At 71.9% G+C, this 23771-nt stretch carries 18 protein-coding genes, 2 pseudogenes and 1 riboswitch; of the genes and pseudogenes, 13 read left to right on the top strand and 7 right to left on the bottom strand.

The genetic code is table 11. The annotated features are described in order from the left end of the window. Positions 1–112: 112 nt before the first annotated feature. Both ABZY12_RS21425 and ABZY12_RS21420 read left to right on the top strand, forming a co-directional pair. Positions 113–1771 carry a catalase gene (locus ABZY12_RS21425; RefSeq protein WP_356892588.1) on the top strand — a complete coding sequence of 553 codons (1659 nt, stop codon included), beginning with the start codon at positions 113–115 and terminating at the stop codon, positions 1769–1771. 170 nt (positions 1772–1941) lie between these two features. Next, on the top strand, positions 1942–3147 hold the full coding sequence (locus ABZY12_RS21420) for an amidohydrolase (RefSeq protein WP_356892587.1): 1206 nt from the start codon (positions 1942–1944) through the stop codon (positions 3145–3147). Positions 3148–3310: 163 nt separating this feature from the next. Here ABZY12_RS21420 and ABZY12_RS21415 read toward each other — a convergent pair whose 3' ends face one another. Further along, positions 3311–4777, bottom strand: coding sequence for an ornithine decarboxylase (locus ABZY12_RS21415; RefSeq protein WP_356892585.1), 1467 nt, complete (start codon positions 4775–4777; stop codon positions 3311–3313). A gap of 301 nt (positions 4778–5078) precedes the next feature. Between ABZY12_RS21415 and ABZY12_RS21410 the strand changes: the two genes are divergently transcribed. The 7 genes and pseudogenes from ABZY12_RS21410 to ABZY12_RS21380 all read left to right on the top strand — a co-directional run. Beyond that, positions 5079–6863, top strand: coding sequence for an N-acetylglutaminylglutamine amidotransferase (locus ABZY12_RS21410; RefSeq protein WP_356892583.1), 1785 nt, complete (start codon positions 5079–5081; stop codon positions 6861–6863). Between the two features lie 20 nt (positions 6864–6883). After that, a complete protein-coding gene (locus ABZY12_RS21405) occupies positions 6884–9097 on the top strand; it encodes a prolyl oligopeptidase family serine peptidase (RefSeq protein ID WP_356892658.1) in 2214 nt (737 codons plus the stop codon). 112 nt (positions 9098–9209) lie between these two features. Continuing rightward, positions 9210–10304 (top strand): glutamate--cysteine ligase, encoded by a 1095-nt coding sequence (locus tag ABZY12_RS21400; RefSeq protein ID WP_356892581.1) that lies wholly within the window; start codon positions 9210–9212, stop codon positions 10302–10304. A gap of 73 nt (positions 10305–10377) precedes the next feature. Then, a complete protein-coding gene (locus ABZY12_RS21395) occupies positions 10378–11037 on the top strand; it encodes a TetR/AcrR family transcriptional regulator (RefSeq protein ID WP_356892579.1) in 660 nt (219 codons plus the stop codon). Then, positions 11034–11630 (top strand): DUF2867 domain-containing protein, encoded by a 597-nt coding sequence (locus ABZY12_RS21390; protein WP_356892577.1) that lies wholly within the window; start codon positions 11034–11036, stop codon positions 11628–11630. Before ABZY12_RS21395 ends, ABZY12_RS21390 begins: the two co-directional genes overlap by 4 nt. Before the next feature lie 167 nt (positions 11631–11797). Next, positions 11798–12829 carry a hypothetical protein gene (locus ABZY12_RS21385; protein ID WP_356892575.1) on the top strand — a complete coding sequence of 344 codons (1032 nt, stop codon included), beginning with the start codon at positions 11798–11800 and terminating at the stop codon, positions 12827–12829. Between the two features lie 224 nt (positions 12830–13053). After that, positions 13054–13409: pseudogene (locus ABZY12_RS21380) on the top strand (Tn3 family transposase); the annotation flags it as partial. Positions 13410–13553: 144 nt separating this feature from the next. Here ABZY12_RS21380 and ABZY12_RS21375 read toward each other — a convergent pair. Then, positions 13554–14345 carry an MBL fold metallo-hydrolase gene (locus ABZY12_RS21375; RefSeq protein WP_356892573.1) on the bottom strand — a complete coding sequence of 264 codons (792 nt, stop codon included), beginning with the start codon at positions 14343–14345 and terminating at the stop codon, positions 13554–13556. Positions 14346–14438: 93 nt separating this feature from the next. Here ABZY12_RS21375 and ABZY12_RS21370 point away from each other — a divergent pair, with 93 nt between their 5' ends. The 4 genes and pseudogenes from ABZY12_RS21370 to ABZY12_RS21355 all read left to right on the top strand — a co-directional run bounded on the left by ABZY12_RS21370 (position 14439) and on the right by ABZY12_RS21355 (position 17788). Then, the gene (locus ABZY12_RS21370; RefSeq protein ID WP_356892571.1) at positions 14439–15047 is read left to right on the top strand and encodes an ABATE domain-containing protein; all 609 of its coding nucleotides are present in this window, start codon (positions 14439–14441) and stop codon (positions 15045–15047) included. Positions 15048–15323: 276 nt separating this feature from the next. Beyond that, positions 15324–16631 carry a DUF1254 domain-containing protein gene (locus ABZY12_RS21365; RefSeq protein WP_356892569.1) on the top strand — a complete coding sequence of 436 codons (1308 nt, stop codon included), beginning with the start codon at positions 15324–15326 and terminating at the stop codon, positions 16629–16631. A 98-nt stretch (positions 16632–16729) separates the two neighbouring features. Then, positions 16730–17006: pseudogene (locus ABZY12_RS21360) on the top strand (IS5/IS1182 family transposase); the annotation flags it as partial. Positions 17007–17443: 437 nt separating this feature from the next. Continuing rightward, positions 17444–17788 carry a DUF6191 domain-containing protein gene (locus ABZY12_RS21355; protein WP_356892567.1) on the top strand — a complete coding sequence of 115 codons (345 nt, stop codon included), beginning with the start codon at positions 17444–17446 and terminating at the stop codon, positions 17786–17788. Between the two features lie 206 nt (positions 17789–17994). Here the strand turns inward: ABZY12_RS21355 and ABZY12_RS21350 are convergent, their stop codons facing one another. From ABZY12_RS21350 to ABZY12_RS21330, 5 genes are all read right to left on the bottom strand, one after another. Next, positions 17995–19182, bottom strand: coding sequence for a glutamate--cysteine ligase (locus tag ABZY12_RS21350; RefSeq protein WP_356892565.1), 1188 nt, complete (start codon positions 19180–19182; stop codon positions 17995–17997). A gap of 216 nt (positions 19183–19398) precedes the next feature. Then, a complete protein-coding gene (locus ABZY12_RS21345) occupies positions 19399–20199 on the bottom strand; it encodes an ABC transporter ATP-binding protein (RefSeq protein ID WP_356892563.1) in 801 nt (266 codons plus the stop codon). Further along, positions 20196–21230, bottom strand: coding sequence for an iron chelate uptake ABC transporter family permease subunit (locus tag ABZY12_RS21340; protein WP_356892561.1), 1035 nt, complete (start codon positions 21228–21230; stop codon positions 20196–20198). The genes ABZY12_RS21345 and ABZY12_RS21340 overlap by 4 nt, the downstream gene beginning before the upstream one ends. 137 nt (positions 21231–21367) lie before the next feature. After that, the gene (locus ABZY12_RS21335) at positions 21368–22417 is read right to left on the bottom strand and encodes an ABC transporter substrate-binding protein (protein ID WP_356892559.1); all 1050 of its coding nucleotides are present in this window, start codon (positions 22415–22417) and stop codon (positions 21368–21370) included. A gap of 65 nt (positions 22418–22482) precedes the next feature. Continuing rightward, positions 22483–22686, bottom strand: a riboswitch (cobalamin riboswitch). Between the two features lie 200 nt (positions 22687–22886). Next, positions 22887–23711 (bottom strand): aldo/keto reductase, encoded by an 825-nt coding sequence (locus ABZY12_RS21330; RefSeq protein WP_356892557.1) that lies wholly within the window; start codon positions 23709–23711, stop codon positions 22887–22889. Positions 23712–23771: the final 60 nt, after the last annotated feature.

The following is a 23771-nucleotide window of genomic DNA, read 5'->3' as shown; positions in this document are numbered from 1 at the left end:
TAGGGGCGCGGTTCGACGGGAGCCCGTTAGACGTCCCCGATGGGCGGGTAACGGAGCATACTGCGACGTATAGGACGCAGTCGGAACAAATGCAGCAGAGGAGCCGAGGATCGTGACGGACGTTTCGAGCCAGGGTCCCGCACCCGGCGACGACCGGAAGGTACTCACCAACCGGCAGGGGCACCCTGTCTACGACAACCAGAACCAGCGCACCGTCGGGTCCCGGGGTCCGGCGACGCTCGAGAACTACCAGTTCCTGGAGAAGATCAGCCACTTCGACCGGGAGCGCATCCCGGAGCGTGTCGTCCACGCGCGCGGGGTCACCGCCTTCGGGTACTTCGAGGCGTACGGTTCCTGGGGCGACGAGCCGATCAGCCGCTACACCCGCGCCAAAATCTTCCAGGAGCGGGGCAAGCGCACCGACCTCGCCGTCCGGTTCTCGACGGTGATCGGTGGCCGTGATTCCTCCGAGGCGGCGCGCGACCCGCGCGGGTTCGCGGTGAAGTTCTACACCGAGGACGGCAACTGGGACCTCGTCGGGAACAACCTGGGCGTGTTCTTCATCCGGGACGCGATCAAGTTCCCCGACGTGATCCACTCCCTCAAACCGGACCCCGTCACCTTCGAGCAGCAGCCGCGGCGGATCTTCGACTTCATGTCGCAGACCCCCGAGTCCATGCACATGCTGATGAACCTGTTCAGCCCGCGTGGCATCCCCGCCGACTACCGGCACATGCAGGGCTTCGGCGTGAACACGTACAAGTGGGTCAACGCCGAGGGCGACACCGTCCTGGTCAAGTACCACTGGATGCCCAAGCAGGGTGTGCGCAGCATGACGGAGGAGGACGCCGCCAACGTGCAGGCGCAGGGGCTCGGCCACGCCACCAAGGACCTGTACGAGGCGGTCGGACGCGGCGACTACCCGGAGTGGGAACTGCTGGTCCAGATGATGGAGGACCACGACCACCCGGAGCTGGACTTCGACCCGCTGGACGACACCAAGACCTGGCCCGAGCAGGACTTCCCGCCCAAGCCGGTCGGGAAGATGGTGCTCAACCGGATGCCGGAGAACTTCTTCGCCGAGAACGAGCAGATCTCCTTCGGTACGGGGGTGCTGGTCGACGGCCTGGACTTCTCCGACGACAAGATGCTGGTCGGCCGGACCTTCTCGTACAGCGACACCCAGCGCTACCGGGTCGGTCCGAACTACCTCCAGCTGCCGGTCAACCACGCCAAGAACGCCGACGTGCGCACCAACCAGCGCGACGGGTTCATGACGTACCACGTGGACGGCGCCGGCGAGAACCCGGACGTGAACTACGAACCGTCGATCCGGGGCGGTCTGCGCGAGGGCCAGTACCCCACGCACGACGAACAGGGTCCGGAGATCCGCGGCAGGCTCACCCGTAAGCGGATCGAGCGGACGAACGACTACATGCAGGCCGGCCAGCGCTATCTGCTGATGGAGCAGTGGGAGCGGGACGACCTGGTGCACAACTTCATCAACCTGCTGAAGCAGTGCGACCGGCCGGTGCAGGAGCGGATGGTGTGGCACTTCCTCCTGGTCGAGAACGACCTGGGGCTGCGCGTCGGCGAGGGCATCGGCATCACCCCGCAGGACGTGGCGCACCTGGAGCCGCTCGCGAGCCAGGACCTCACCGAGGAGGACCGCAAGCGCCTGGCCAACCTCGGGGAGAACCCGCCCCGGGACGTCGAGGGACTGACGATGACGCACTGCGTGCCCGACGAGCGGCACGTCGTCACCCGCTGAGGCGCACGGCGCACGCACGGTACGCGTGACGGGGGCCCGCCCGCCCGGTGGGCCCCCCTTCCGTGCGTGCGGACGCCCTCGGGCGGCATCCGCGGCCGCTTCGAGGCATCGGGCGCCGGAGTCGTGGAACACGAGCGGAGGGCAGCGACAGCCGACTCGAGGAGGCCACCGTGTCACATACCCCCGATTCCCTCTACGCCCGCATCAGGGAGGAGGTGGCCGCCCGCGCGGACCGGCTCTGGGACGTGAGCCTCGCCCTGCACCGCGAACCCGAGACGGCCTACGAGGAGCACCGGGCGGCCGGTCTGCTGGCCGGCGAACTCGAGCGGGAGGGGTTCCGGGTGGAGCGCGGGGCGGCCGGGATGCCGACCGCCTTCGTCGCACGGACGGGCCGGGCGGCCACGGCGGGCGACGGGCCCTGTGTGGCCCTGCTGATGGAGTACGACGCTCTGCCGCTGCTGGGGCACGCCTGCGGCCACAATCTGATCGCGTCGGCCGGCCTCGGCGCGGCCACCGCTCTGCGGGCCGCGCTCGGCGAGGTCGACGGGACGCTGCTGGCCGTCGGGGCTCCGGCGGAGGAGCGGGGAGGCGGCAAGGTCACGGAGGTGGAGGCGGGTCTGTTCGACGGGGTGGACGCGGCGCTGATGTTCCACCCGGGCGTCTACGACTGGGCATGGGCGCCGCTGACGGCCAGCGCCCAGGTCCGCGTCGGGTTCCACGGGCGCGCCGCGCACCCCACCGGCAGCCCCACGGAGGGGATCGACGCGCTGGGCGCGCTGATCCAGCTCTTCAACACACTCGGCGTCCTGGACCGGCGACTGCCCGGCGGATCGCACATCCAGGGCATCGTGACGGACGGCGGCCGGGCCACGAACATCGTCCCCGAGTACGCGGAGGGCCTGTTCGGGCTGCGCGGCGGGACCACCTCGGCCCTGGAGAAGCTGGTGGAGGAGCTGCGTTCCTGCGCTCAGGGCGTGGCGCTGGCCACCCGCACGCGAGTGGAGGTGACCGACGTGGGCGGCCGGTACGAGCATTTCCGTGACAACGACGTGCTGTCCGGGCTGTTCGCCCACCACCTGGACCGGGCGGGCATCCGGCTGTCGGAGCCCGTGCCGGGTGTGTACCTGGGGTCGTCCGACATCGGCAACGTCAGCACGCGGGTGCCCGCGATCCATCCCTTCGTCGCCATCATGGGGTCGGAGGGCTCCGATCACACGCCCCCGTTCGCGGAGGCGGCGGCCGGGCCCCGTGGGCGGCGGGTGATGCTGGCCGCGGCGGAGGCGCTGGCGTGCACGGCGGCCGACGTCCTGCTGCGCGAAGACGTGCCGGAGCGGGCCTGGGACCGGTTCCGGGAGAAGGCCGCCGCGGGGCTGTGACGCGCGGCCCGGCGTCGGGCTGCCCCCGGCCGCCACCGGGCCGGGGGCGCTGACCTGGGCGCCGGACCGGGCGCCGACCGGGTGCCGGACTGACTGCGGGTCCGGGCGCCGGGCCGGGTGCCGGACTGACTGCGGGTCCGGGCGCCGGGCCGGGCGCCGGACGTCAGTCCTCGACCGTCACGCGGACGGTCTTGACCTCGGTGTCGGCGGCGTCCGGTACCACCATGCCCGCCTCGACGCCGCTCCGCAGGTAGCGCAGCACCTCGGCGTTGAGCTTCTCACCGGGCAGCGCCGCCGGGATGCCCGGCGGGTACGGCGTGAGCATCTCGGCGCTGACGCGGCCGACGGCCGACTCCCACGGCACCTGCTCGACCCGCCCGAAGAAGGCGTCACGCGGCAGCATGACCTGTTCGAGACGGAGGTCCGCCGGGTCCGGGACCTCCACCCGGGGCGCGGGCCGCAGCTCGTCGGCGTGGGCGGCGACGTCGCGCAGCGCGGCGAGCAGGGCGTTGGCGGTACGGGAGTCGTCGGCGTGGGTGAGCTGCGCGCTGGTGCGGCGGTGGTCGGAGAGATGCAGGTTGATCCGGTGGTGTGCGCGGATCCAGTCGGCGATCCGGTAACCGGTGGTCCCGAGCCCGGTGACGTCGACGATCACTTGGAGGGGGTCGAGGGCGGCGGAACGGCCGGGCCCGCAGAAGTCGTCGCGACCGTGGACGTGCATGCCGTCGATCTCGGCGATCCGCGCCCGTACGTCCTTGGCCAGGGCGAGCGCGTCGTCGTAGAGGGCGTGGCCGTGCTGGACCATCTGGCGGCGCCACCCGTCCAGGGCCGCGTAGACGAGGACGGAAGGGCTCGTGGTGCCCAGCAGGTCCTCACGGTTCTTCAGCACCTCGGGTTCGATCAGGTCGCCCTGGAGGTGGAAGACCGAGCCCTGCTCCAGCCCGGAGCCCATCTTGTGGACGGACGTGACGCACACGTCCGCGCCCGCGTCCATGGCCCAGGTGGGCAGGTCCGGGTGGAACGGGAGGTGAGCACCCCATGCCTCGTCGACGATGAGGGGCACCCCGTGCTCGTGGCACGTCCGGGCGATGGCGGCCAGATCGGAGCAGGTGCCGTACGGCGTCGGCGTCGTGACCAGGGCGCCCCGCGCGTCGGGGTGTTCGGCGAAGGCGGCGCGGAAGGCGTCGGCGGACGGCGGGTGGGCGAGGTGCCGCTCCGCGTCCCACTGGGGGTCCACCCAGACCGGCACGATCCCGGCGAGGACGAGGCCCGACACCACCGACTTGTGGGCGTCGCGTCCCACGAGCAGCTTCTCGTGCGGTCCGGCCACGGACAGCATGGCGGCCTTGATCGAGAGGGAGCTGCCGCAGGTCGAGAAGAAGGTGTGCTCCGCTCCGACGGCGTCGGCCATCAGCTCCTGGGCCTTGGCGAGGACGCCCTGGGACGAGGTCCGGTCGTCCAGGCCGCTGGTGGCGAGGACGTCGGACTGGAACACGGCGTCGCCGAGGATCGCGCGTACGCGGGGGTCGGCGCCGCGTCCCTGCTTGTGGCCGGGTGGGGTGAAAGGTGTCTGGTTCTCCACGTGGTACGCGGCCAATGCGTCGAGTACGGGTGCCTGTGCATGGTCCATGGGGCTCCGGCTGCCCCGCGAAACGGGACAAAAACTCCGCCTGGCGGCCGGGTGCGGGCCGCGGTGGTGGGCCGGGGCCGGCCGCATGGCGGGGCCGTGCGGTTCGGCGGAGGCATGCTCCGCGATCAACGGGGAACCCGCCGAAGCGGAGCGGGCCGCCTTTGCACCGTGGAACCGAACGGCGGACAGACGCTCGCTCCCTGTCTTCGAGGAGTTGTGGTGACCGTTTCATATGAGGTCGAGGAGGACTGCGAGGGCCCGGACGTGCCGGGGCGGGTGCGGCACGGCAGGGAGGTGCGGCATGTGCGGCCTGAGTGGTGAGATCCGCTTCGACGACCGGCGGCCCGACGTGGCCGCCGTGGAGCGCATGACCGACCGCCTCGCGGCCCGAGGACCCGACGGCCGGGGCATCTGGTCGCAGGGCGCCGTGGCGCTCGGCCACCGGCGCTTGAAGATCATCGACCTGTCGGAGCGCGGTGCGCAGCCGATGGCCGACACCGAGGCCCGGCTGACGGGCGTGTTCAACGGCTGTGTGTACAACTACCAGGCGCTACGGGACGAACTGCGGGCCCTCGGGCACCGGTTCTTCTCCACCTCGGACACCGAGGTGGTACTGAAGGCGTACCGGCAGTGGGGCACCGACTGCGTCGATCACTTCAAGGGCATGTTCGCGTTCGTCATCGTCGAGAACGACACCGGCCGTGTGGTGCTGGCCCGCGACCGGCTCGGCATCAAGCCGCTGTACCTGGCCCACGGGCCGGGCCGGCTGCGTTTCGCCTCCACGCTGCCCGCCCTGCTCGCCGGTGGCGGCGTCGACACATCGCTGGACCCCGTCGCGCTGCACCAGTACCTGAGCTGGCACGCCACGGTGGCCGCGCCGCGAACCGTGCTCAACGGGGTGCGCAAGCTGCCGCCCGCCACGGTGCGCGTGGTGGAGCCGGACGGCTCCCACCACGACCGGTGCTACTGGCAGCCGTCGTACACCCGCCGCGCCGAGTACGCGGGCATGGACGCGGCCGACTGGCGTGACGCGGTGCTGCACGCGCTGCGGACGGCGGTACGGCGCCGCATGGTCGCCGACGTGCCGGTCGGTGTGCTGCTCTCGGGCGGGCTCGACTCGTCCCTGATCGTCGGTCTGCTGGCCGAGGCGGGCCAGAAGGACCTGGCGACGTTCAGCGTCGGCTTCGAGACTGAGGCCGGCGAGGAGGGTGACGAGTTCGCGTACTCGGACCTCATCGCCCGGCGGTACGCCACCGACCACCACCAGTTGATGGTGCCCTCGGACCGGGTGTCGACCGCCCTGGACGGGGCGGTCGAGGCCATGAGCGAGCCGATGATCAGCCATGACGTGGTCGCCTTCCACCTGCTGTCGGAGCTGGTCTCCAAGGAGGTCAGCGTCGTCCAGAGCGGCCAGGGCGCCGACGAGGTGTTCGCCGGGTACCGCTGGTACCCGGACCTGGCCGCCGTCGAGCGGGAGCGCGAGCCGGAGACCTACGCGGAGGTGTACTTCGACCGGCCGCACTCCGAGTTCGCGCGGATCCTCCAGCCGCACCTGCTCACCCCGCACGACGAGTCCGGCAGGTTCGTCCGCGCGCACATGGCCGTGCCCGGGGCCGAGACCGCGCTCGACGCGGCGCTGCGGCTCGACACGCACGTCATGCTCGTCGACGACCCGGTCAAGCGCGTGGACAACATGACGATGGACTGGGGCCTGGAGGCCCGGGTGCCGTTCCTCGACCACGAGCTGGTCGAGCTGGCCGCCGCCTGCCCGCCGGAGCTGAAGCTGGCGCAGGGCGGCAAGGGCGTACTGAAGGACGCGGGCCGCATGATCCTGCCCCGCGAGGTGGTCGACCGGCCCAAGGGCTACTTCCCGGTTCCGGCGATCCGCCACATGGCGGGGCCGGTCCTCGAACGGGTCCGTCAGGCCCTTGCCGCCCCCGAGGCCCGGGCGCGGGGCGTCTTCCGCGACGAATACCTCGCGGAACTCCTCGCCGCCCCAGACCGTCACCGGACGAAGCGGGGAGCGAACGCCCTGTGGCACGTAGCGTTGCTGGAGATATGGCTGCAGACACACGGGATCAACTGACCGGAGCCGCGCCGGGGGCCATGCCAGGAGTCGTGCCCGGGGCTGTGCCCGGGGCCGCGTCGGCCGCGCCCGTGCAGGTGCCGCTCGCCGACGCGGCGGGCCCGTGGGACACCCCCCAACCGCTGATCTCCCACGGCTGCTGGTATCCGTCCGGGGATCCCACCGGTGAGCGCGTGGCATTCATCTGTGACCGTACGGGCGTGCCCCAGCTCTGGACCGGGCCGGTGAACGGTTCGGAGATCCACCTGCTCGACGCGGACCCCGATCCCGTCACGGAGGTGGCCTGGTCCCCGGACGGGCGATGGATCGCCTACACGGTGGCCCCGGGAGGTGGCGAGCACACTCGGGTGCTGTGCGTACGCCCGGACGGCACCGGCCGCCGCGTCGTGGCGGGCGCGGACGCCGACAGCTCGGCGTACCTGGGCTGCTGGACGCGGGACGGCTCGGCCTTGGCGGTCACGGTGGCGGAACCGCCGCCGGACCGTCTGTGGCACGGCGAGGCGGGTGGCGCCGGCGGCCCCGACGGGGCGGCGGCGCGAGGTGAGTGGAGTGGCCTGGACGGCCTGGACGGAATGGGGCTGGGTGCGGCGGGCGAGGCGGGCGACCCGAGCGGGGCGGGTGGCCTGGACGGGGTGGGGTTGGGCGACCTGAGCGGGGCGGGTGGCCTGGACGGGGTGGGGTTGGGCGACCTGAGCGGGGCGGGTGGTCTGGACGCGGCGCGGCGGAGCGAGCTGGGTGGGGCGGACGGCCTGGACGGGGCGCGGGACCGGCTCAGCGCGTATCTGGTCGACCCCGACGGGGTCCGGTCGCCCGCACTCCTCGCCACCGAGTCGGGGGCCGCGACGCTGCGCGTCTGCGACATCAGCGAGGACGAGCGGTTCGCGCTGGTACGGAGAGGGCCGCGCGGCCGACGCGAGGCGGTGGTCGTGCGCACCGCCGACCTCGGCGCCGGGTCCGTGCTGCGGGTCGCCGACGGCGATCCGTGGATCGGCCGCTTCGCGCCGGACGGCCACACGCTGTGGCTGCGGAGCGACCACGAACGGCAGTTCGCGGCCCTGCTCGCGGCCGCGCTGGACGAGGGCGGCACGCGCCTCGGCCTGTCCGTCGTGGCCGAGCGCGAGGACAGCGACCTGGAGCTCCTCGCCTTCGCCGAGGACGGCCGCACCGCCGCCCTCGCGTGGAACGTGCGGGGCGCCGTCGAACTCCAGACCCTGGGCCTCCCGGCGGCCGGGCAGGTGTCCAGCGGGGCCGCCACCGGCACCGCGCCGCCCCGGGACGTGCCACTGCCGCACGAGGTGGTCACGCGGATCACCCGGTCCGGACCGGACGGGATGGTGCTGGCGCTCTCCGGTTCGCAGCGCCGCCCCGGAGTGTGGTGGGTGCCCCCGGGCGCGCCCTCGGCGCGCACGCCGTGGTCGTCGCGGGACGAGGACGCCGTACCGCCGGGCAGGCCGCCCGTGCGGCCCGTCCCGCTGCGGCCGGTCGCCCGGGACGGGCTGCCGCTGGGCGGCTGGTACTACCGGGCGCCGGGCCGCGACACCGGCCGTCCGGCGCCGTGCGTCATCCATCTGCACGGCGGGCCCGAGGAGCAGGAGCGGCCCGTGTTCGACCCGCTGTACCACGAGTTGCTGGGCCGGGGACTCGACGTCTTCGCGCCCGACGTCCGCGGCTCGTCCGGCTGGGGACGGTCGTTCGTCGACGCCGACCTCGGTACGGGGCGGTTCGCTGCGATCGACGATGTCGCCGCCTGCGCGGCACACGCGGTCCTGACCGGCCGCGCGGACCCGACCCGGCTCGCGGTGATGGGGCGCTCGTACGGCGGCTACCTGACGCTGGCCTCCCTCGTATGGCATCCGGAGCTGTTTCGCACGGGCATCGCGGTGTGCGGGATGTCCGACCTCACGACGTTCTTCGCGGGGACCGAGCCGTGGATCGCGGAGTCGGCGGCGCACAAGTACGGCCATCCGGTGCGCGACCGGGAGCTGCTACGCGCGCTGTCCCCCATGAGCCGTATCGACGAGCTGCGCGTACCGCTGCTCGCGGTCCACGGCGAACACGACACCAACGTCCCGCCCGGCGAGTCCGAGCAGGTCGTGCGCGCCGCGCGGGAGCGGGGGCTGACGGCCGAGCTGCTGACGCTCCGCGACGAGGGCCACGACTTCCGACGGGCGGACAACCGGCGGCTGTTCCGCCGTACCGCCGCGGAGTGGATGGAGCGCCACCTGAGCGGCTGACCGGAGCTGTGCCGCGGTGCCGCGCCGGCGCGGCACCGCGGTCGTGTCGCTCTCGCCTCGACGGGACCGTGCGTGTCCGATTCATCCCCTTGTCCCGGGGTACTGGCACGGCATGATCACCATTGGGGTCGAGGAAGAGTACATGCTGCTCGATCCGGACACCTCCCTGCCGGTACCGCTCGCGGAACAGGTACGGGAGGCGGCCGGTCTGGGGCCGATCGTCGAGGAGGCGGAGGTCCAGTCGGAGCTGCTGCAGGCGCAGGTGGAGGTCGCCACGCCGATCTGCACCGACCTGGAGGAGGTCGGCGGCCATCTGCTGCGACTACGGCACGCGGTCGGAGCGGCGGCGGAGAAGAACGGCTGCCGGCTCGCCGCCTGCGGGACGCCCCCCTATCGGCAGGCGGCACCGGTCCCGGTCACACGCCAGGCCCGCTACCTGGCGATGCGTACCCAGGCCCCGCAGCTCGTGGCCGAGCAGCTGGTCAACGGCATGCACGTGCACGCCGCCGTGCCGGACCGGGCGATGGGCGTCGCGGTCCTGAGCCGTATCCGGGTCTGGCTGCCGGTCCTGGTCGCCATGTCCGCGAACTCACCCCTCTGGGACGGCACCGACACCGGCTTCGCGAGCTGGCGCACAGTGATCTTCGGCCGCTGGCCGGTCAGCGGCCCGCCGCCGTGCTTCACCTCGCTCGCCGACCACGAGAGCCGCGTCCAGTCGCTTCTGGACAGCGGCGTGATCACCGACACCGGACAGCTGTACTGGCAGGCCCGGCTCTCCGACCGGTACCCGACGGTCGAGGTCCGCTGCTCGGACGTCCAGCTACGGGCCGACACGGCGGTCATGCTGGCCGGGATCGTCCGCGCGCTGGTCGCGACGGCGATACGTGAGGAGAAGGCGGGAACCCCGCTCCCGCTCTGCCCGCCCGAACTGCTGCAGGCGTCGAACTGGCACGCCGCACGGCACGGGCTGAGCGGCCTGCTGGTCGACCCGGCCGGCCGGGCCCGCCGGGCCGGTGACGTGTTGTGCATGCTGCTCGACCACGTCACGCCGGCCCTCGACGAGGCCGGCGACACCCGTGAGGTGACCTCGCTGGCCCACCGGCTGCTCCAGGAGGGCACCCCGGCGGACCGGCAGCGCCAAGCCTTGGCCGAGGGCGGCATGTCGGCCCTTCTGGAGCTGATCACCGAGGAAACGGTCGCTCCCTGACGCTCCGCCCCCAACCCTTGCCGCGGCAGGCCGCCCCGAACTAACATACATACATGTTTGTATGTGAGTGCTCATGACGGCGGGCGGTGCCCCGAAGAGAACCCGCCGCACGCAGGCGGACAGGCGGGCCCTCACCCGGAACGCCCTCCTGGAGGCGGCGGCCCGGGGACTTTCCACGTACGGGTACGCCAATCTGGCGCTGGAGCGGGTGGCCCGAGAGGCCGGCTACACGCGCGGTGCCCTGTATCACCAGTTCACCGACAAGGAAGATCTGGCGCTCGCGGTCGTGCGGTGGGTCGAGGAGACCTGGCAGGCCGAAGTGGGCCGCCCAGCCGCCGCGGAGGCCGAACCCGTCGAGGCGCTCCTGGCCATCGCGCGCGGCCATGCCGTCTACTGCCGACGCGACATCGCCCAGGTCCTGATGACGCTGCGTGTCGAGTTCGCCGGGCAGGACCATCCGGTCGGCCGGGCGATCACGGAGATCGTCGACCGGCTCACCGCCGACTGCGCCGCACTGATCGCCGCCGCACGCGCGAGCGGTGCGATCCCTCCCGGACCGCCGCCCCCGACGACGGCAGCCGTCTTCCTCGGCGTCGTCGAGGCGGTCGGCATCGAGTTGGCCGGACAGGCCCCCTACGACATCCAGCTCACGGAACGGGCGGTGCGGGGCGTACTCGGTCTGCCGCCCGCCGCGCCCTTACCGGCGCGTTCAGATGAGGAGACGCACGCATGAAGCTCCCCGGCACCGCACACACCTCGCGCCCGTGGCGCATCCACGAGGTCGCCCCCGATTTCCGGCTCGAGGACGTCTGGGCACTCCGCACACCCGGCGGCCCGGACGATCTCCCCCGCCTGGTGGCGAGCATGGTCGGGGACGAGGCGAACAGCTTTCCCGAAGGCGCCCCGCTCGTCGTGCGCTTCCTCTGGGCGGCCCGGTGGAAGATCGGCGCCGTTCTCGGCCTCGACCGCCCCGACAGCGGCGTCGGCTCCAGGGTGAGGTCGCTCCGGGACCGGCTGCCGAGGGACCTGCGGGAGGCCGCCCGAGGGCCCGACTTCAAGGACGTTCCCCTCACCTCTCTGTACCTGCTCGAGAACGAGTGGGCGACGGAGATGGCCAACCGTACGGTGCACACGGTCATGCACATCGGCTGGGTCCCGGACGAGTCCGGCGGCTACCGAGGCCAGATGGCGGTGCTGATCAAGACCAACGGACGGTTCGGCGCCGCGTACATGGCGGCGATCAAGCCCTTCCGCCACTGGTTCGTGTATCCGGCGTTCCTGCGAAGCATCCAGCGGGATTACGCGGCGAGCGCCGATGCCGTGTAAGGCTCCTCGGCCGAGGAGGGGCCCGGCCGACGCTTCCTGCCCGCGTTGGCGCCACCCGGAGTGGGCGACCGGGCAGGCCCATCGTGATCACGCCCGCCCCGGCGCGTAGCACGCGGCGAGAAGGGGTGCTCGGTCACCGAGACGACCTGGCGTTTAAGGTCGCATCCATGACGAGGACCACCCCGCCACGCCCGCTCGATGTCGAGGAACTCTTCCCGGAGCTGGCCGCTCACCGCGGTACGACCACCCGGCTGCACCCGCGGCCGGGGAGCCCGGACGCGTCGTCCAGTTCCGTGGGCGGGCCCCTCCTGTGGCCGGCGGACGAGCCCTGGCCGGTGTGTACGGAGCCGCACGGCCGCGAGACCGGCCGGCGCCCCGCGGACATCCATCGGGAGCGACAGGTCCTCGCGGTCGCCTGGGCCCGCGACCCGGGCTCGGGGCCCACAGCGGAGGAGCGTGCGCTCCTGAAGGAACTGGCGCGGGAGCACCGTGTCACGGGTGTGGCCGACACCGATCCACTGCCGATGATCGGCGTCGCCCAGCTCTACCGGCGGGACATACCCGACTTGCCGGCGGGCCCGGACGGGTGCGATCTGCTCCAGGTGTTCTGGTGCCCGTTCGACCGGCACGGACGCACCGGACACGGCATGTCGCTGCACCTCCGCTGGCGCCGGTCCTCCGAGGTGGCCGAGGTCCTGGCCGCGCCACCCCGACCGGCGGTCGTCGGCTTCGCGGGATACGTGCCGGAGCCCTGCGTACTGCACCCGGAACAGGTGGCCACCTACCCGTTCGCCGGATCGCTGCCCGAGGACCTGCGCGACCGGATCGACGCCTGGGAGGAAGCCCTCGAGGAGGAGGCCGAAGAGGCGGCGGACGACGACGCGCCCGAGCCCCCCGACTACCAGCACGACCTTTCCATGCCGCCCGGCTGGCGCGTCGGAGGGTTCGCGTCGTGGCACGTGACCGACCCGTATCCCATGGACTGTCAGGCCTGCGCAGCACCGATGGACCTGCTGTTGACGATCGACAGCCGGGAGTGGGACGGCGGCACCGGCAGCTGGAACCCGCTCGAGGAGCGGGACCCGGCCGCGCACCGGTTCCCCTCGCCGACCGAGGTCATCGTGGGCCGCTGGGGTCAGCTGAACGTCTTCACCTGCCCCGTCGATCCCTCGCATCCACACCGCTGGAGCATCCAGTAGGCCCTCGGTCCTCCCTTCCCCCGCGGCCTCTTGGATTCCCGATCAATCGCTGCGGTCGTGGCCGGCGGCCCGCGGTGTCCACGCGCCGGTCCACGCCTTGTCCGACGGCCCGCCCGGCGCGATCACCATCACTCCCGGCGACGCCCGCGGCACTCTGCTGATTCCGGAGAAAGGCGGCGGCTACTGCTGCGGCCTCGACGGGGTCGACGGTCCCAACATGGCCGGTGCTGTCGACCAAGACCATCAACGGGGACCTGATCCGCCGGCAGTACGACCAGATCGTGAAGTACACCACCGCCCTGCGGCTGGGCACCGCCGAGGCCGAGCAGGTCCTGCGACGCTTCACCCGCGGCGGGCCCAAGCACCCCACCTACCAGGCGATCGAGGAACTCGGGCGGGCGGTGCGCACGGCATTCGTCTGCGACCACCTCGCCGACATCGAGCTGCGCCAGGAGATCCACGAGGGCTTGCAGGTGGGGAGAGCTGGAACAGCGCGAACAAGGACCTCTTCTACGGCAAGGACGGCGACCTGGCCGGGGCGGACAAGGAGTCCCAGGAGGTGTCCATGCTCGCCCTGCACCTGCTCCAGTCCGCCCTCGTGCACGTCAACACGCTGCTGATGCAGCAGGTCCTCGCCGAGGGGGTTGCTCCCAGGGTCGGGGCTCGGCGTGTGGGGAGCCCCGACCCTGGCACGAGGTCTCGGTTCCCAAGCTGCGGTCCGGGCTCAGGCGCGCTGCGTCCAGTCCTGGTCCAGGCGGTCGGTCAGGCCCGCGGCGGCGAAGGCCGCCTCCAGCTCGTCGCGGCCCTCGGTGAAGTGGGCCCAGCTGTCGTGGTGGACCGGGACGACGCGGCGGGCGTCAAGAATCCGGGTGGCCTCGGCGGCCTGGGCGCTGTCCAGGACGACCGGTCGGCCGTCGAAGAGCATGGGGAAGCGGGGTGCTCCGGCGAACAGGAGGGCGGTGTCGATCGGGGCGAAGCGGTCGGCGATCTCCCTGACCGCGTCGAGCGAGGCGTTGTCGCCGCTGACGTAGACCGTCGGCAGGCCCTCGCCCGTCAGGACGAAGCCGACGACCTGGCCGGCGAAGGGCTCGATCTCCTCACGCGCTCCGGGGCCGTGGATGGCCGGGACCCCGGTCACAGTGATGGTGCCGCCGCCCGGGCGCTCCAGCTCGGTCGACTCCCAGTCGGCCAGGCCCCTGGCCTTCGCCCCGAGGCGCTTGCCGCCGCCGGGTGTGGTGAGGGTGAGGGGGACGTCGGCGAGCAGGGCGCGGCCGGAGGTGTCGAGGTTGTCGGCGTGCTCGTCGTGGGAGAGCAGGACCACGTCGATGGGGCCGAGGTCGGCAGGGGTAGTGGTGGAGGAGGCGGTCTTGGTCAGGGTCGGGCCACCGGGTGAGGCGTAGTCGCCGGGGCCGTCGAAGGTCGGGTCGGTCAGGAAGCGCAGGCCGCCGTACTCGAACAGGGCGGTCGGACCGCCGAACGTGCGGACCGGGAACTGGTTGGCGTTGAGCTGGGACATCACGTCTCCGTTTCTCACGAAAAAAACCTGCGGTTAACGTGATTCCAGGCTAGGTAGGCATCACGGAAAAATGCAAGCGCTACCATGAGAGGCATGGACGACACCCTGGCCACCGACGTGGCACCGACCGCTCTGCCCCCGGCGCCGGGTGCCGACCGGTACCGCTCCCTGGACTTCGCCGACACCGCCGCCACCCTGCCCGCCAGCCAGAGCTACGACCTGCTCGCCGCCCCGGAATCCGCCATGCGCTGGCTCGCCGCCCACGACCTGACCACCCCGGACGTGCAGCTGTACGAGGTGTGCGCACAGCGGATGCGCACGCTGCGCGCCCACATCCGCGCCCTGTTCGCCGCCCGCGTCGACACCACCACCCCGCCCGAGGAATCCCTGCGCGCGGTGAACGAGGCCCTCACGGCCGTGCCCACCGCCCCCCTCCTCGCCTGGGACGGGGCCCGGGGGCTGCGCCGCGTCCAGGCGCACCCCACCGACCAGGCCGTCAACCACGCACTGGCGACCCTCGCCGCCGACGCCGCCGACCTGCTCACCGGTCCCGACGCCGACATCCTCGCCGCCTGCGGATCAGCCCCCTGTGACCGGTTCCTCCTGCGCACCCACGGCCGGCGCCACTGGTGCTCCACACGCTGCGGCGACCGTGCCCGCGCCGCCCGCGCCTACGCCCGGCGCAGCGGCGCCTCGGACTGACGCACCACCCCCAGGGTCCTCCTGCGGACCGCCCGGCGGCCACGCGAACACCTCCAGCAGGCTGCTTCCGGTTCGTGCAAGGGGTGGAATCTCATTACTCAGACGCTCGTGAGCGCCGTTGTCGCGCAGTGTCCGCGTCACCCGCCCCGCCGGTCTGCGTTGCGGCGCCAGGTGCCAGGCGGGACGTTGGATGCAACGGCGCCGGGCTGCGAGGTCAGGGCGAGGACGAGTGGCGGTCTCGGGACGTGATGTCTTCGGGGCGGAGGGTGAGAGCGCGTGAGCACACTGTCGAGTGATCTGTGGACGCTGGGCCACGAGGCGTATGTCTACCTGTATCCGCTGGTGACCATGGACATCACGCGCTTGCAGATGGTGAACGTCGAGGCGGACGCCAAGCCCGGGTGCGGGCCGCCGAACGAGTTCCACCACATGCGGGAGTTCCCCGACGCGACGTTCCGGCTGGTGGTGCGCCCGAACTTCGACACGCTGTACTCCGCTGCCTGGCTCGACCTGACGGCCGGCCCGGTGGTGCTGCACAGCCCCGACACGGCGGACCGCTACTTCATGCTGCCGATGCTGGACATGTGGACCGATGTCTTCGCCAATCCTGGCAAGCGCACCACCGGCACCGACGCGCGTGACTTCGTGGTCGTGGGCCCGGGCTACACGGGCCCCACGCCGCACGACCTACCGGTCATCGCGGCCCCGACCCCGTACGTGTGGGTGATCGGCCGTACCCAGACCAACGGTCCCGGTGACTACGAGGCGGTGCACGCCGTACAGGACGGCTACACCCTCACCACGGTGAACTCCGCGCCTGCCCACGTGATCGACCCGGACCACGACACCACCACAGAGCCGCTGACCCTGGTCAACAGGATGAACGCGGTGGAGTTCTTCACCCACGCCGCCCGCGCTCTGGCCGTCAACCCCCCGCACCTCACCGACTTCTCCGTCCTCGCCCGGATCGCGCACCTGGGCCTCGTGCCCGGCAAGGAGTTCGACGCGGGCCGGTTCGATGCCGCACAGCTCTCCGAGATCGAGGCCGGAGTGCGCACGGCCCGTGAGGCGATCCTTGCGGCACTGCCCACCCTGGGCACCAAGGTCAACGGGTGGACGACGTTCACCGACACCATGGGTGTCTACGGCAACTACTACTTCAAGCGCGCCGTGGTCACCGCGGTCGGGCTGGGTGCCAACCCCGCCGAGGACGCCGTCTATCCCGTGCTCATGGCCGACGCCGACGGCGAACCGCTGTCCGGCGAACACGACTACCACATCCACTTCGATGCGGACCAACTGCCGCCCGTTCACGCGTTCTGGTCCATCACGATGTACGACGCGGAGGGCTTCCAGGTCGCCAACGAGCTCAACCGCTTCGCCCTCGGAGACCGCGACCCGCTGACCTACAACGACGACGGCTCCCTCGACATCCTCCTCCAACACCACAACCCCGGACCCGGCAAGGAAACGAACTGGCTCCCCACACCGACCGGCCCCCTCGGCGTCACGATGCGCCTCTACGCACCCAAGCCCGAGGCCATGGACGGGCGATGGAACCCCCCACCCGTCCGCAAGGTGTAGACCCCACCCCGCGGCGAACACCGCGTCCCGGGACAGGCCGACGCACCTCCGAACCGCTGATGAAGCTACCTGAATCTCCCCCCCACGCTTCAGGTAGTGGCCAGAGTTGCCGGCCCCCGTCCATACCGATCACCCCCGGGCAGTGGGGTGATGCGCCGCAGCTGATCCCGGTCCTGGACCGTATCCGTGCCCCACGCCCAGCGGGCGGGCACCCGCGGGCCCGCCCGGACCATCTGTGTGGCGACAAGGCGTACGGCTCCCGTCGGAACCGCTTCTGCCCGCGGCGACGGCAGATCCGGCACCCGATTCCCCGAGCGCGGGGACCAGCGGGCCAACCGCCGGCGGCGCGGTAGCCCAGGTGGTTGCCCTGCTGGGTCAGGCGTGCTGTCCAGCAGGTCCGACCGACCGGCCTGCCCCCACGGCACTCCTCCCTTCGGTGGATCTCCATGGGCGGCGCCTCCGCCGCATGGGGGGAAGCGAATCACGCGCCGGCCTGATCCCTGCGCGCCGCGGACCCGGAAGAGTGAGCCCATGGCGATCAGCGAGGTGAGTCCCACGACGGCGTTCGAGGGGATCGAGGGGCCTGTGCCGCTCTGGGCGGAGCGCATGGCCCGCGAGTGGGGGAGCCATCCCGATGGGGTGACATACGACGCTGTCGGGCTGGGTGCCGGACTGTCGGCGCGAGCGGTCCGAGCGCGGACCGATGGCTGGCGTCCCGAGTTCTCCCGGTCCGCCCGTCCGATGAGAACGACGCCGACCCCTTCCGCTGTTTCCCGGTGGTCAACTGTGTTGAGGACGATGAGGGACCGTCTGTGACGTTCTTGCTCATGTCGTTCCCGGCGTTCGCTTCTCTGCTGGTCTTGTTCGCCCTGGTGGAGAGCGCGTGGCGATGGTTCACGGGGTCGGGCCTGATCCCGTGGCTACGCAGGCGCACCGGACAGTCGTTGTCGAGCATCGCCTTCGACGAATTCACGGCGGTCGTGAACGGAAACAAGACGGTGGAGCTGGAGCAGCGGAGGGTGGAGCGGCTGCGGCGGGACGACGAAAGCGACGGCGCGCCGCCCCGCTCCAGCATTGACCTGACCAAAAACACGGCGTTCATCGTGTTGCCACAGGAAGCGGATGGCCCGTGCGCTGGGCAGGCGCGATGTCCGTGAGAGCCGGCGGTGAGACGCCGGCCGGAGGAACAGGTGCAGAGCCGTCTTCGCTGTGGGGGAGTCTCGCCGATCCTGCCGGCTCGCGGCGCCACGGGAGGTGCCCCCAGTTGTCGTCGGTCGGCGACGCTCCGCGTGGCTCCCTCCTCCTCCTTGCGATCACGCACCAGACGCCGCTCGCTGATCCGGCCTGATCGACGAGACACCTCCTAGCCGCCGCCGAAGCTCGTGCGGACACCCGTCCAGGGCCCCGGCGGGCGGTGGGCGACATCGTGAGGCGGGGCGGTGCGCCCGCGGCGGCGGGTGGGTTGTTCGCCGCGGGTCTCCGCGACGAGGAGGTCCACGCCCGCCAGCAGGTCGTCCCGCGCGGCTGTCTCCCGCAGGCGATGGGCGGCGCTGCCGGCGCTCACCGTCTGTTGGGCTAGTTCCCGGACCAGTTCCCAGTCGCCGTGCTCCTCCAGCATGGGACGCGCGTGCCGCAGCAGGGCCTGTACGACCCGGGCCGCGGCGGCCGGGCGGCGGGTTTCCGGGTCGATCAGCTCCGCCTCGAGCCCCGAGCGGGCGGCGCGCCAGGTCGCCGCACGCAGCCACTCGTGCCGACCGTCGCATCCGGTAGTGCCACCGGTCGCCGCCAGGCGGGCGCAGGCGTCCGTCACGAGCGCGCGGAACAGTCCGGCGATCATCACCACCGTCTCGACGCGGGGGCAGGCGTCGCAGACGCGGAGCTCCAGGGTCTGCTGGTGGGCGGACGGCCGTACGTCGTAATAGATCATTCCCGCGTCGCTGATCACGCCGGAGCGGATGAGTCCGGCCACGGTCTCGTCGTAGTCCTGGGCGCCCGCGAAACAACCGGCCGGCCCGGCCGTGGGCCAGCGCTGCCACACCATGGTCCGCCAGCTCGCGTAACCGGTGTCGGTACCGAGCCAGAACGGGGAGCTGGCCGACAGCGCCAGCAGGGGCGGCAGCCACGGCCCCACCGCGCACATGGCGCGTACGGCGGTCTCGTGGTCGGGGATGTCCACGTGCACCTGCGCACCGCATATCAGCTGCTCGTCGGCGACGCGACGGTACTCGCGGGCCATCTTCTCGTAGCGCGGCGCGGGCGTGATGCGGACGGACTCGACCCGGCCCAGCGGGGCGACGCCGGCGGCGACGACCGCCAGGCCCTGACGCGACGCGGCCGCGTCCAGCCGACGTCGGGAGCGGCGCAGGTCGGAGTGCAGCCCCTGGAGGGAGGTGTGGACATCGCTATTGGTCTCGACCATCGACTGGGACAGCTCGTGTGTGTACGTCCTGGGCGGCAGCCCGGCCAGCAGGGCCCCGGCGCGGGGCACGAGCGATCCGCTTTCCACGTCGATCACATGGAACTCTTCCTCAACCCCTATGCGAACGGTCACGACCACTCTCCAGGGACGGGGTCGACCGTCGACGGGTCGACTGTATGTGCGGCAGATGCCCGGATCTGATGCTTTTAGGCCCATCATCCTCACCCGTCGCACGCGCATACACGTCTTCCGTCCCTGGTAAGGGGCGCCGGGCCGGACGCACGTGTGCCCGGCAGCCGCCTCGCGGAACGTGCGAGCCTCACCGTCCGTGTCCCGGGCGCACGCGTGTCAGGCGCGGGTGAGGGTGCCGAGGAAGCGTATGTGCGGGCGCCGGTCGGGTCCGGTGAGGGTGATCGCGGCCCGCACGCGGTAGACGTCGGCGATGAGCTCCTCGGTCAGGACCTCCGCCGGGCCGCCGGCGGCCACCACGCGGCCCTCCTTGAGCACCACGAGTCGCTCGCAGTACGTCGCCGCCAGGTTCAGGTCGTGCAGGGCGACGACACTGGTGAGGCCGAGGTCGGAGATCAGGCTCAGAAGATCGAGCTGGTGCTGGATGTCCAGGTGGTTGGTCGGTTCGTCGAGGAGGAGTTCGCGCGGCTCCTGGGCGAGGGCCCGGGCGATCTGGGCGCGTTGGCGTTCACCGCCCGAGAGCGTGTGCCAGGGCTGATGGGACTTCTCCGTGAGGCCGGTACGGGCGAGGGCGGAGCGCACGGCCGCCTCGTCCGCCGCCGAGGACGGCGTCCAGGCCCGGCGATGCGGGATGCGGCCGAGCCGTACGACGTCGATGACCGGCAGGTCGACCAGCGTGTCCGCCTGTTGCTCGACGACGGCCAGCCGCCGGGCCACCGTACGGCGGCCCAGGGCGTCCAGCGGGTCCCCGTCGAGGGTGACGATCCCGCTGTCCGGGGCGAGTACGCCGGAGAGCAGGCGCAGGAGAGTGGACTTGCCGGAGCCGTTGGGGCCCAGCAGACCGGTGACGGTTCCGGGGCGCGGTGTGACGCTGACCCCGTCCAGGATCAGCGTGCCGCCGGCGGTGCGCGAGACGCGTTCGGCACGCAGACCGGCGCCCGTCGTGCGCGTGACCGTCACCGCGTCCCCCTGGTGCGGAAGAGGATCAGGACGAACGCCGGTACGCCGATCAGTGAGGTCACCACGCCCACCGGGACCTCCTGCGGTTCGAGGACCGTACGGGCGAGCGTGTCGACCCATACGAGGAAGACCGCCCCGGCCAGGGCGGTGACCGGCAACAGTCGGCTGTGCCCCGGCCCGACCAGTGCCCGCGCGGCGTGCGGAAGCACCAGGCCGACGAAGCCGATGGCTCCCGCGGACGACACCAGTGCCGCCGTCAGCAGGGCGGTGACGCACAGCAGCACCAGCCGCGTACGGCCGACGGAGACGCCGAGGGTGGCGGCGGCGTCGTGCCCGAACGCGAAGGCGTCCAGCGTCCTCGCGTACCCGCCGCAGACCATCAGCGCCGCCACCAGTACCGCCAGGCACACCCACACATCGGTCCAGCCGACCCCGCCGAGCGAGCCGAGCAGCCAGAACAGCACTCCCCGTGTCGTCTCCGCGTCCGCCGCGGTCATCACGACGAAGGAGGTGAGCGCGGAGAAGAGCTGCATCGCGGCGACGCCCGACAGCACCACCCGGTCCGTCGTGCCGCCGAGCGCGTGGCTGAGCAGCAACACCAGTGCGAACGAGCACGCCGCACCCACGAACGCCCCGCCGGAGATCGACAGCGCCCCGCCGCCGACACCGAGCACCACGACCACGACGGCGCCGGTCGACGCGCCGGAGGAGACGCCCAGCACGAAAGGGTCGGCGAGCGGGTTGCGCAGCAGGGCCTGCATCACCGTGCCGCATACGGCGAGTCCGGCGCCGCAGACGGCGGCGAGCAGCGTGCGGGGCAGCCGCAGGTTCCACACGATGCCGTCCCGGATCGGCGAGAGGTCCGAGGCCCCACAGCCGAGTCGGGCCGCCACGACGGACCAGACGTCCGCGACACGGATGCTCGCCGGGCCGATGGTGATCGCCAGCGCGACGGAGACGACGAGCAGCGTGAGACCGGCGACCCACAGCAAGGGCCGCCCGAGCCCGCGTATCGCGGCAGGAGACGACACGGAGCCGGGGTCGGAACCCGAAACCGAAGGCGAAATGGTCGTCGTGGCCGTGGCCGTGGCCGTGGCCGTGGCCGAAGTCGAGCCCGTGTCGGCGTCCCCGGTGTCGGAGGCCGGGGCCGCGGCCGGCCCGCTCCCGGTCACTTCGCGAGGCCGTACGCACGCAGCGCCGCCGCCACCTTCTCCACGCCCTCGACGGTACGGATGGTGGGGTTCATCGCCTGGCCACTGAGCAGGACGTAGCGCTTTCGCTTCACCGCCGTCATGTTCCTGGTGACCGGATGGGACTCCAGGAACTCGATCTTCTTCGCGGCGGACTCGGCCGTCTGCGACTTGCGCGTCAGGTCGCCGATCACCAGGACGTCGGGATCGCGGTCGGCGACGGTCTCCCAGTTGATCTGCGGCCACTCCTCGCGCGTGTCGTCGAAGACGTTCTTCGCCCCGAGCGTACGGGTGATGATGCCGGGCGCCCCGCAACAGCCCGCCATGTAGGGGGACTCGGAGTTGGCGAACCAGTAGAGGAGACTGACGTCCCGGAAGTCGTGCGCGGAAGTCGCCTTCGCCACGCGGGACTTCAGATCGGCGACGAGTCGCTCGCCCCGGTCCGGCACGCCGAAGATCCTGGCCAGGTCGCGTACCTCGCCGTAGACCGTGTCCATCGTCAGCGGTTCGGTGCGTACGCCGTCGCCGTCACCGCTGTTGTCCTTGCCGGCGCAGTCGGTGGGGGAGAGGTAGGTGGGGACGCCGAGCTTCGCGAACTGCTCGCGTGGGGCCACACCGCCCTTGCCGAGGGTGAAGGTGAAGGAGGCGGCGGCGAAGTCGGGCTCGGCGTCCAGGACCCTCTCGAAGGAGGGGTAGCGGTCGGCCAGCCGCTCCACCTTCGCGTTCTCCTCCTCCAGGCCCTTCAGCACCGGGTCCGTCCAGGTGGCGGTCCCCGCCATCCGGTCGGCGAGACCGAGGGAGAGCAGGATCTCGGCCGCGCCCTGGTCGAGCGCGACGGCCCGCCGCGGCGGACGATCGACCCGGACCCGCTGACCGCAGTTGTCCAGGGTGACGGGATGGCCGGCGGCGGCGCCGTCCTTCGCCGACCCCTGAGCGGTGGAGGCGGCGGGCCCGCCGCCACAGCCGGTCAACATCAGGGCGCCGGCCAGGAACAGCGCGGCAGGGCGGACGGGGTGTGCGAGTGGCACGGGAACTTCCTCTGCGGCCAGGGCTCATACGCGGAGCCTGTCGTACGGTGCTCCCTCCGACGACCCACGCCGCGGAGGGCGCCAGCAGGTCTTCGGACTCGGGGTCAGCCGGACGAAGCGCCTTCCCGGGCCTGTTTCACGCCGCCCAGTGGCCGTTGCTCCGCCCGTCGCCCTCACCGCTGCGCGTCAGCTCCGGATTCCCACCGGATTCCCTGACCCGTGCACACACGAATGCGTACTCAGGTGCGACTGGCGTCGGCAAGCTATCACGGGCGCTCGGACCGTCCCGTACCCGGACGCGCCGACCGTGCCCCACGTCACGGCCCGCGAGCCCCGCGGACGAGCGCCGGCGTGGTCCCGCCGACGTCCGCCCCGCGCCGCTCTTTCCTCACCGTTCTCCTGGCGAACGGTGCCCGAGATCAAGGCTCGTTGATCTGCCATGGCGCTTTCGAGGCCCGTCGGACATGCCCTAGTCGAGGGTGTCCGGGTCCGGGCCCGTGCGCAGGCCGCGGTCCAGGGTGGCGATCGCCGTCATCTCGTCGGGCGTGAGTGTGAAGTCGAAGACGTCGATGTTCTCGCGGATGCGGGCCGGGGTGACGGACTTCGGTATGACGATGTTCCCGAGCTGGAGGTGCCATCGCAGCACCACCTGGGCCGGGGACTTGCCGTGGCGCGCGGCGATCTCACGCAGCACGGCGTCGTCCAGGACGGCACCCTGGGCGAGCGGGCTCCAGGCCTCGGTGGCGATGCCGTGTTCGGCGTGGAGGCCGCGCAGTTCGCGCTGCTGGAGGCCGGGGTGGAGCTCGACCTGGTTGACGGCCGGGACGAGCGTGGAGCCTTCCAGGAGCCGGTCGAGGTGCGCGGGCAGGAAGTTGGAGACTCCGGCGGCCCGGACACGGCCGTCGGCGGCCAGCTTCTCGAGGGCCCGCCACGTCTCCTGGAACAGGCCGCGGCCGGGGGCGGGCCAGTGGATCAGGTACAGGTCGACGTGGTCGAGGCCGAGCTTGGCGAGACTGTCGTCGAATGCCTTCAGCGTGGCGTCGTACCCCTGGTCGGCGTTCCACACCTTGGTGGTGACGAAGAGGTCCTCGCGGGCGATGCCGGAGGTGGCCAGCGCGCGGCCGACGCCGGTCTCGTTGCCGTAGATCGCGGCGGTGTCGATGGAGCGGTAGCCGGCCTCCAGGGCGGCGGTGACGGCGGCGGTGGTCTCGTCGTCGGGGACCTGGAAGACGCCGAAGCCGAGCTGCGGGATCTCCACGCCGTTGTTGAGCGTGACGGTGGGGACAGAGGTCATGACGTGCCGGATCTTTCCTGGGAGGGGGAGGGGTGTCGGCTTCGGAGCGCGGCTGGTGCC

The organism is Streptomyces sp. NPDC006551, from assembly GCF_040611675.1.
Taxonomy (GTDB): domain Bacteria; phylum Actinomycetota; class Actinomycetes; order Streptomycetales; family Streptomycetaceae; genus Streptomyces.
This window is presented reverse-complemented; position numbering and strand designations above follow the sequence as displayed.

Excerpts from the sequence above, each read along its gene's own strand:
- ABZY12_RS21395 (WP_356892579.1), top strand. The coding sequence starts at position 10,378 with ATGACGGCGGGCGGTGCCCCGAAGAGAACCCGCCGCACGCAGGCGGAC.
- ABZY12_RS21410 (WP_356892583.1), top strand. The coding sequence starts at position 5,079 with ATGTGCGGCCTGAGTGGTGAGATCCGCTTCGACGACCGGCGGCCCGAC.
- ABZY12_RS21390 (WP_356892577.1), top strand. The coding sequence starts at position 11,034 with ATGAAGCTCCCCGGCACCGCACACACCTCGCGCCCGTGGCGCATCCAC.
- ABZY12_RS21400 (WP_356892581.1), top strand. The coding sequence starts at position 9,210 with ATGATCACCATTGGGGTCGAGGAAGAGTACATGCTGCTCGATCCGGAC.
- ABZY12_RS21370 (WP_356892571.1), top strand. The coding sequence starts at position 14,439 with ATGGACGACACCCTGGCCACCGACGTGGCACCGACCGCTCTGCCCCCG.
- ABZY12_RS21375 (WP_356892573.1), bottom strand. The coding sequence starts at position 14,345 with ATGTCCCAGCTCAACGCCAACCAGTTCCCGGTCCGCACGTTCGGCGGT.
- ABZY12_RS21415 (WP_356892585.1), bottom strand. The coding sequence starts at position 4,777 with ATGGACCATGCACAGGCACCCGTACTCGACGCATTGGCCGCGTACCAC.
- ABZY12_RS21405 (WP_356892658.1), top strand. The coding sequence starts at position 6,884 with ATGCCAGGAGTCGTGCCCGGGGCTGTGCCCGGGGCCGCGTCGGCCGCG.
- ABZY12_RS21385 (WP_356892575.1), top strand. The coding sequence starts at position 11,798 with ATGACGAGGACCACCCCGCCACGCCCGCTCGATGTCGAGGAACTCTTC.
- ABZY12_RS21330 (WP_356892557.1), bottom strand. The coding sequence starts at position 23,711 with ATGACCTCTGTCCCCACCGTCACGCTCAACAACGGCGTGGAGATCCCG.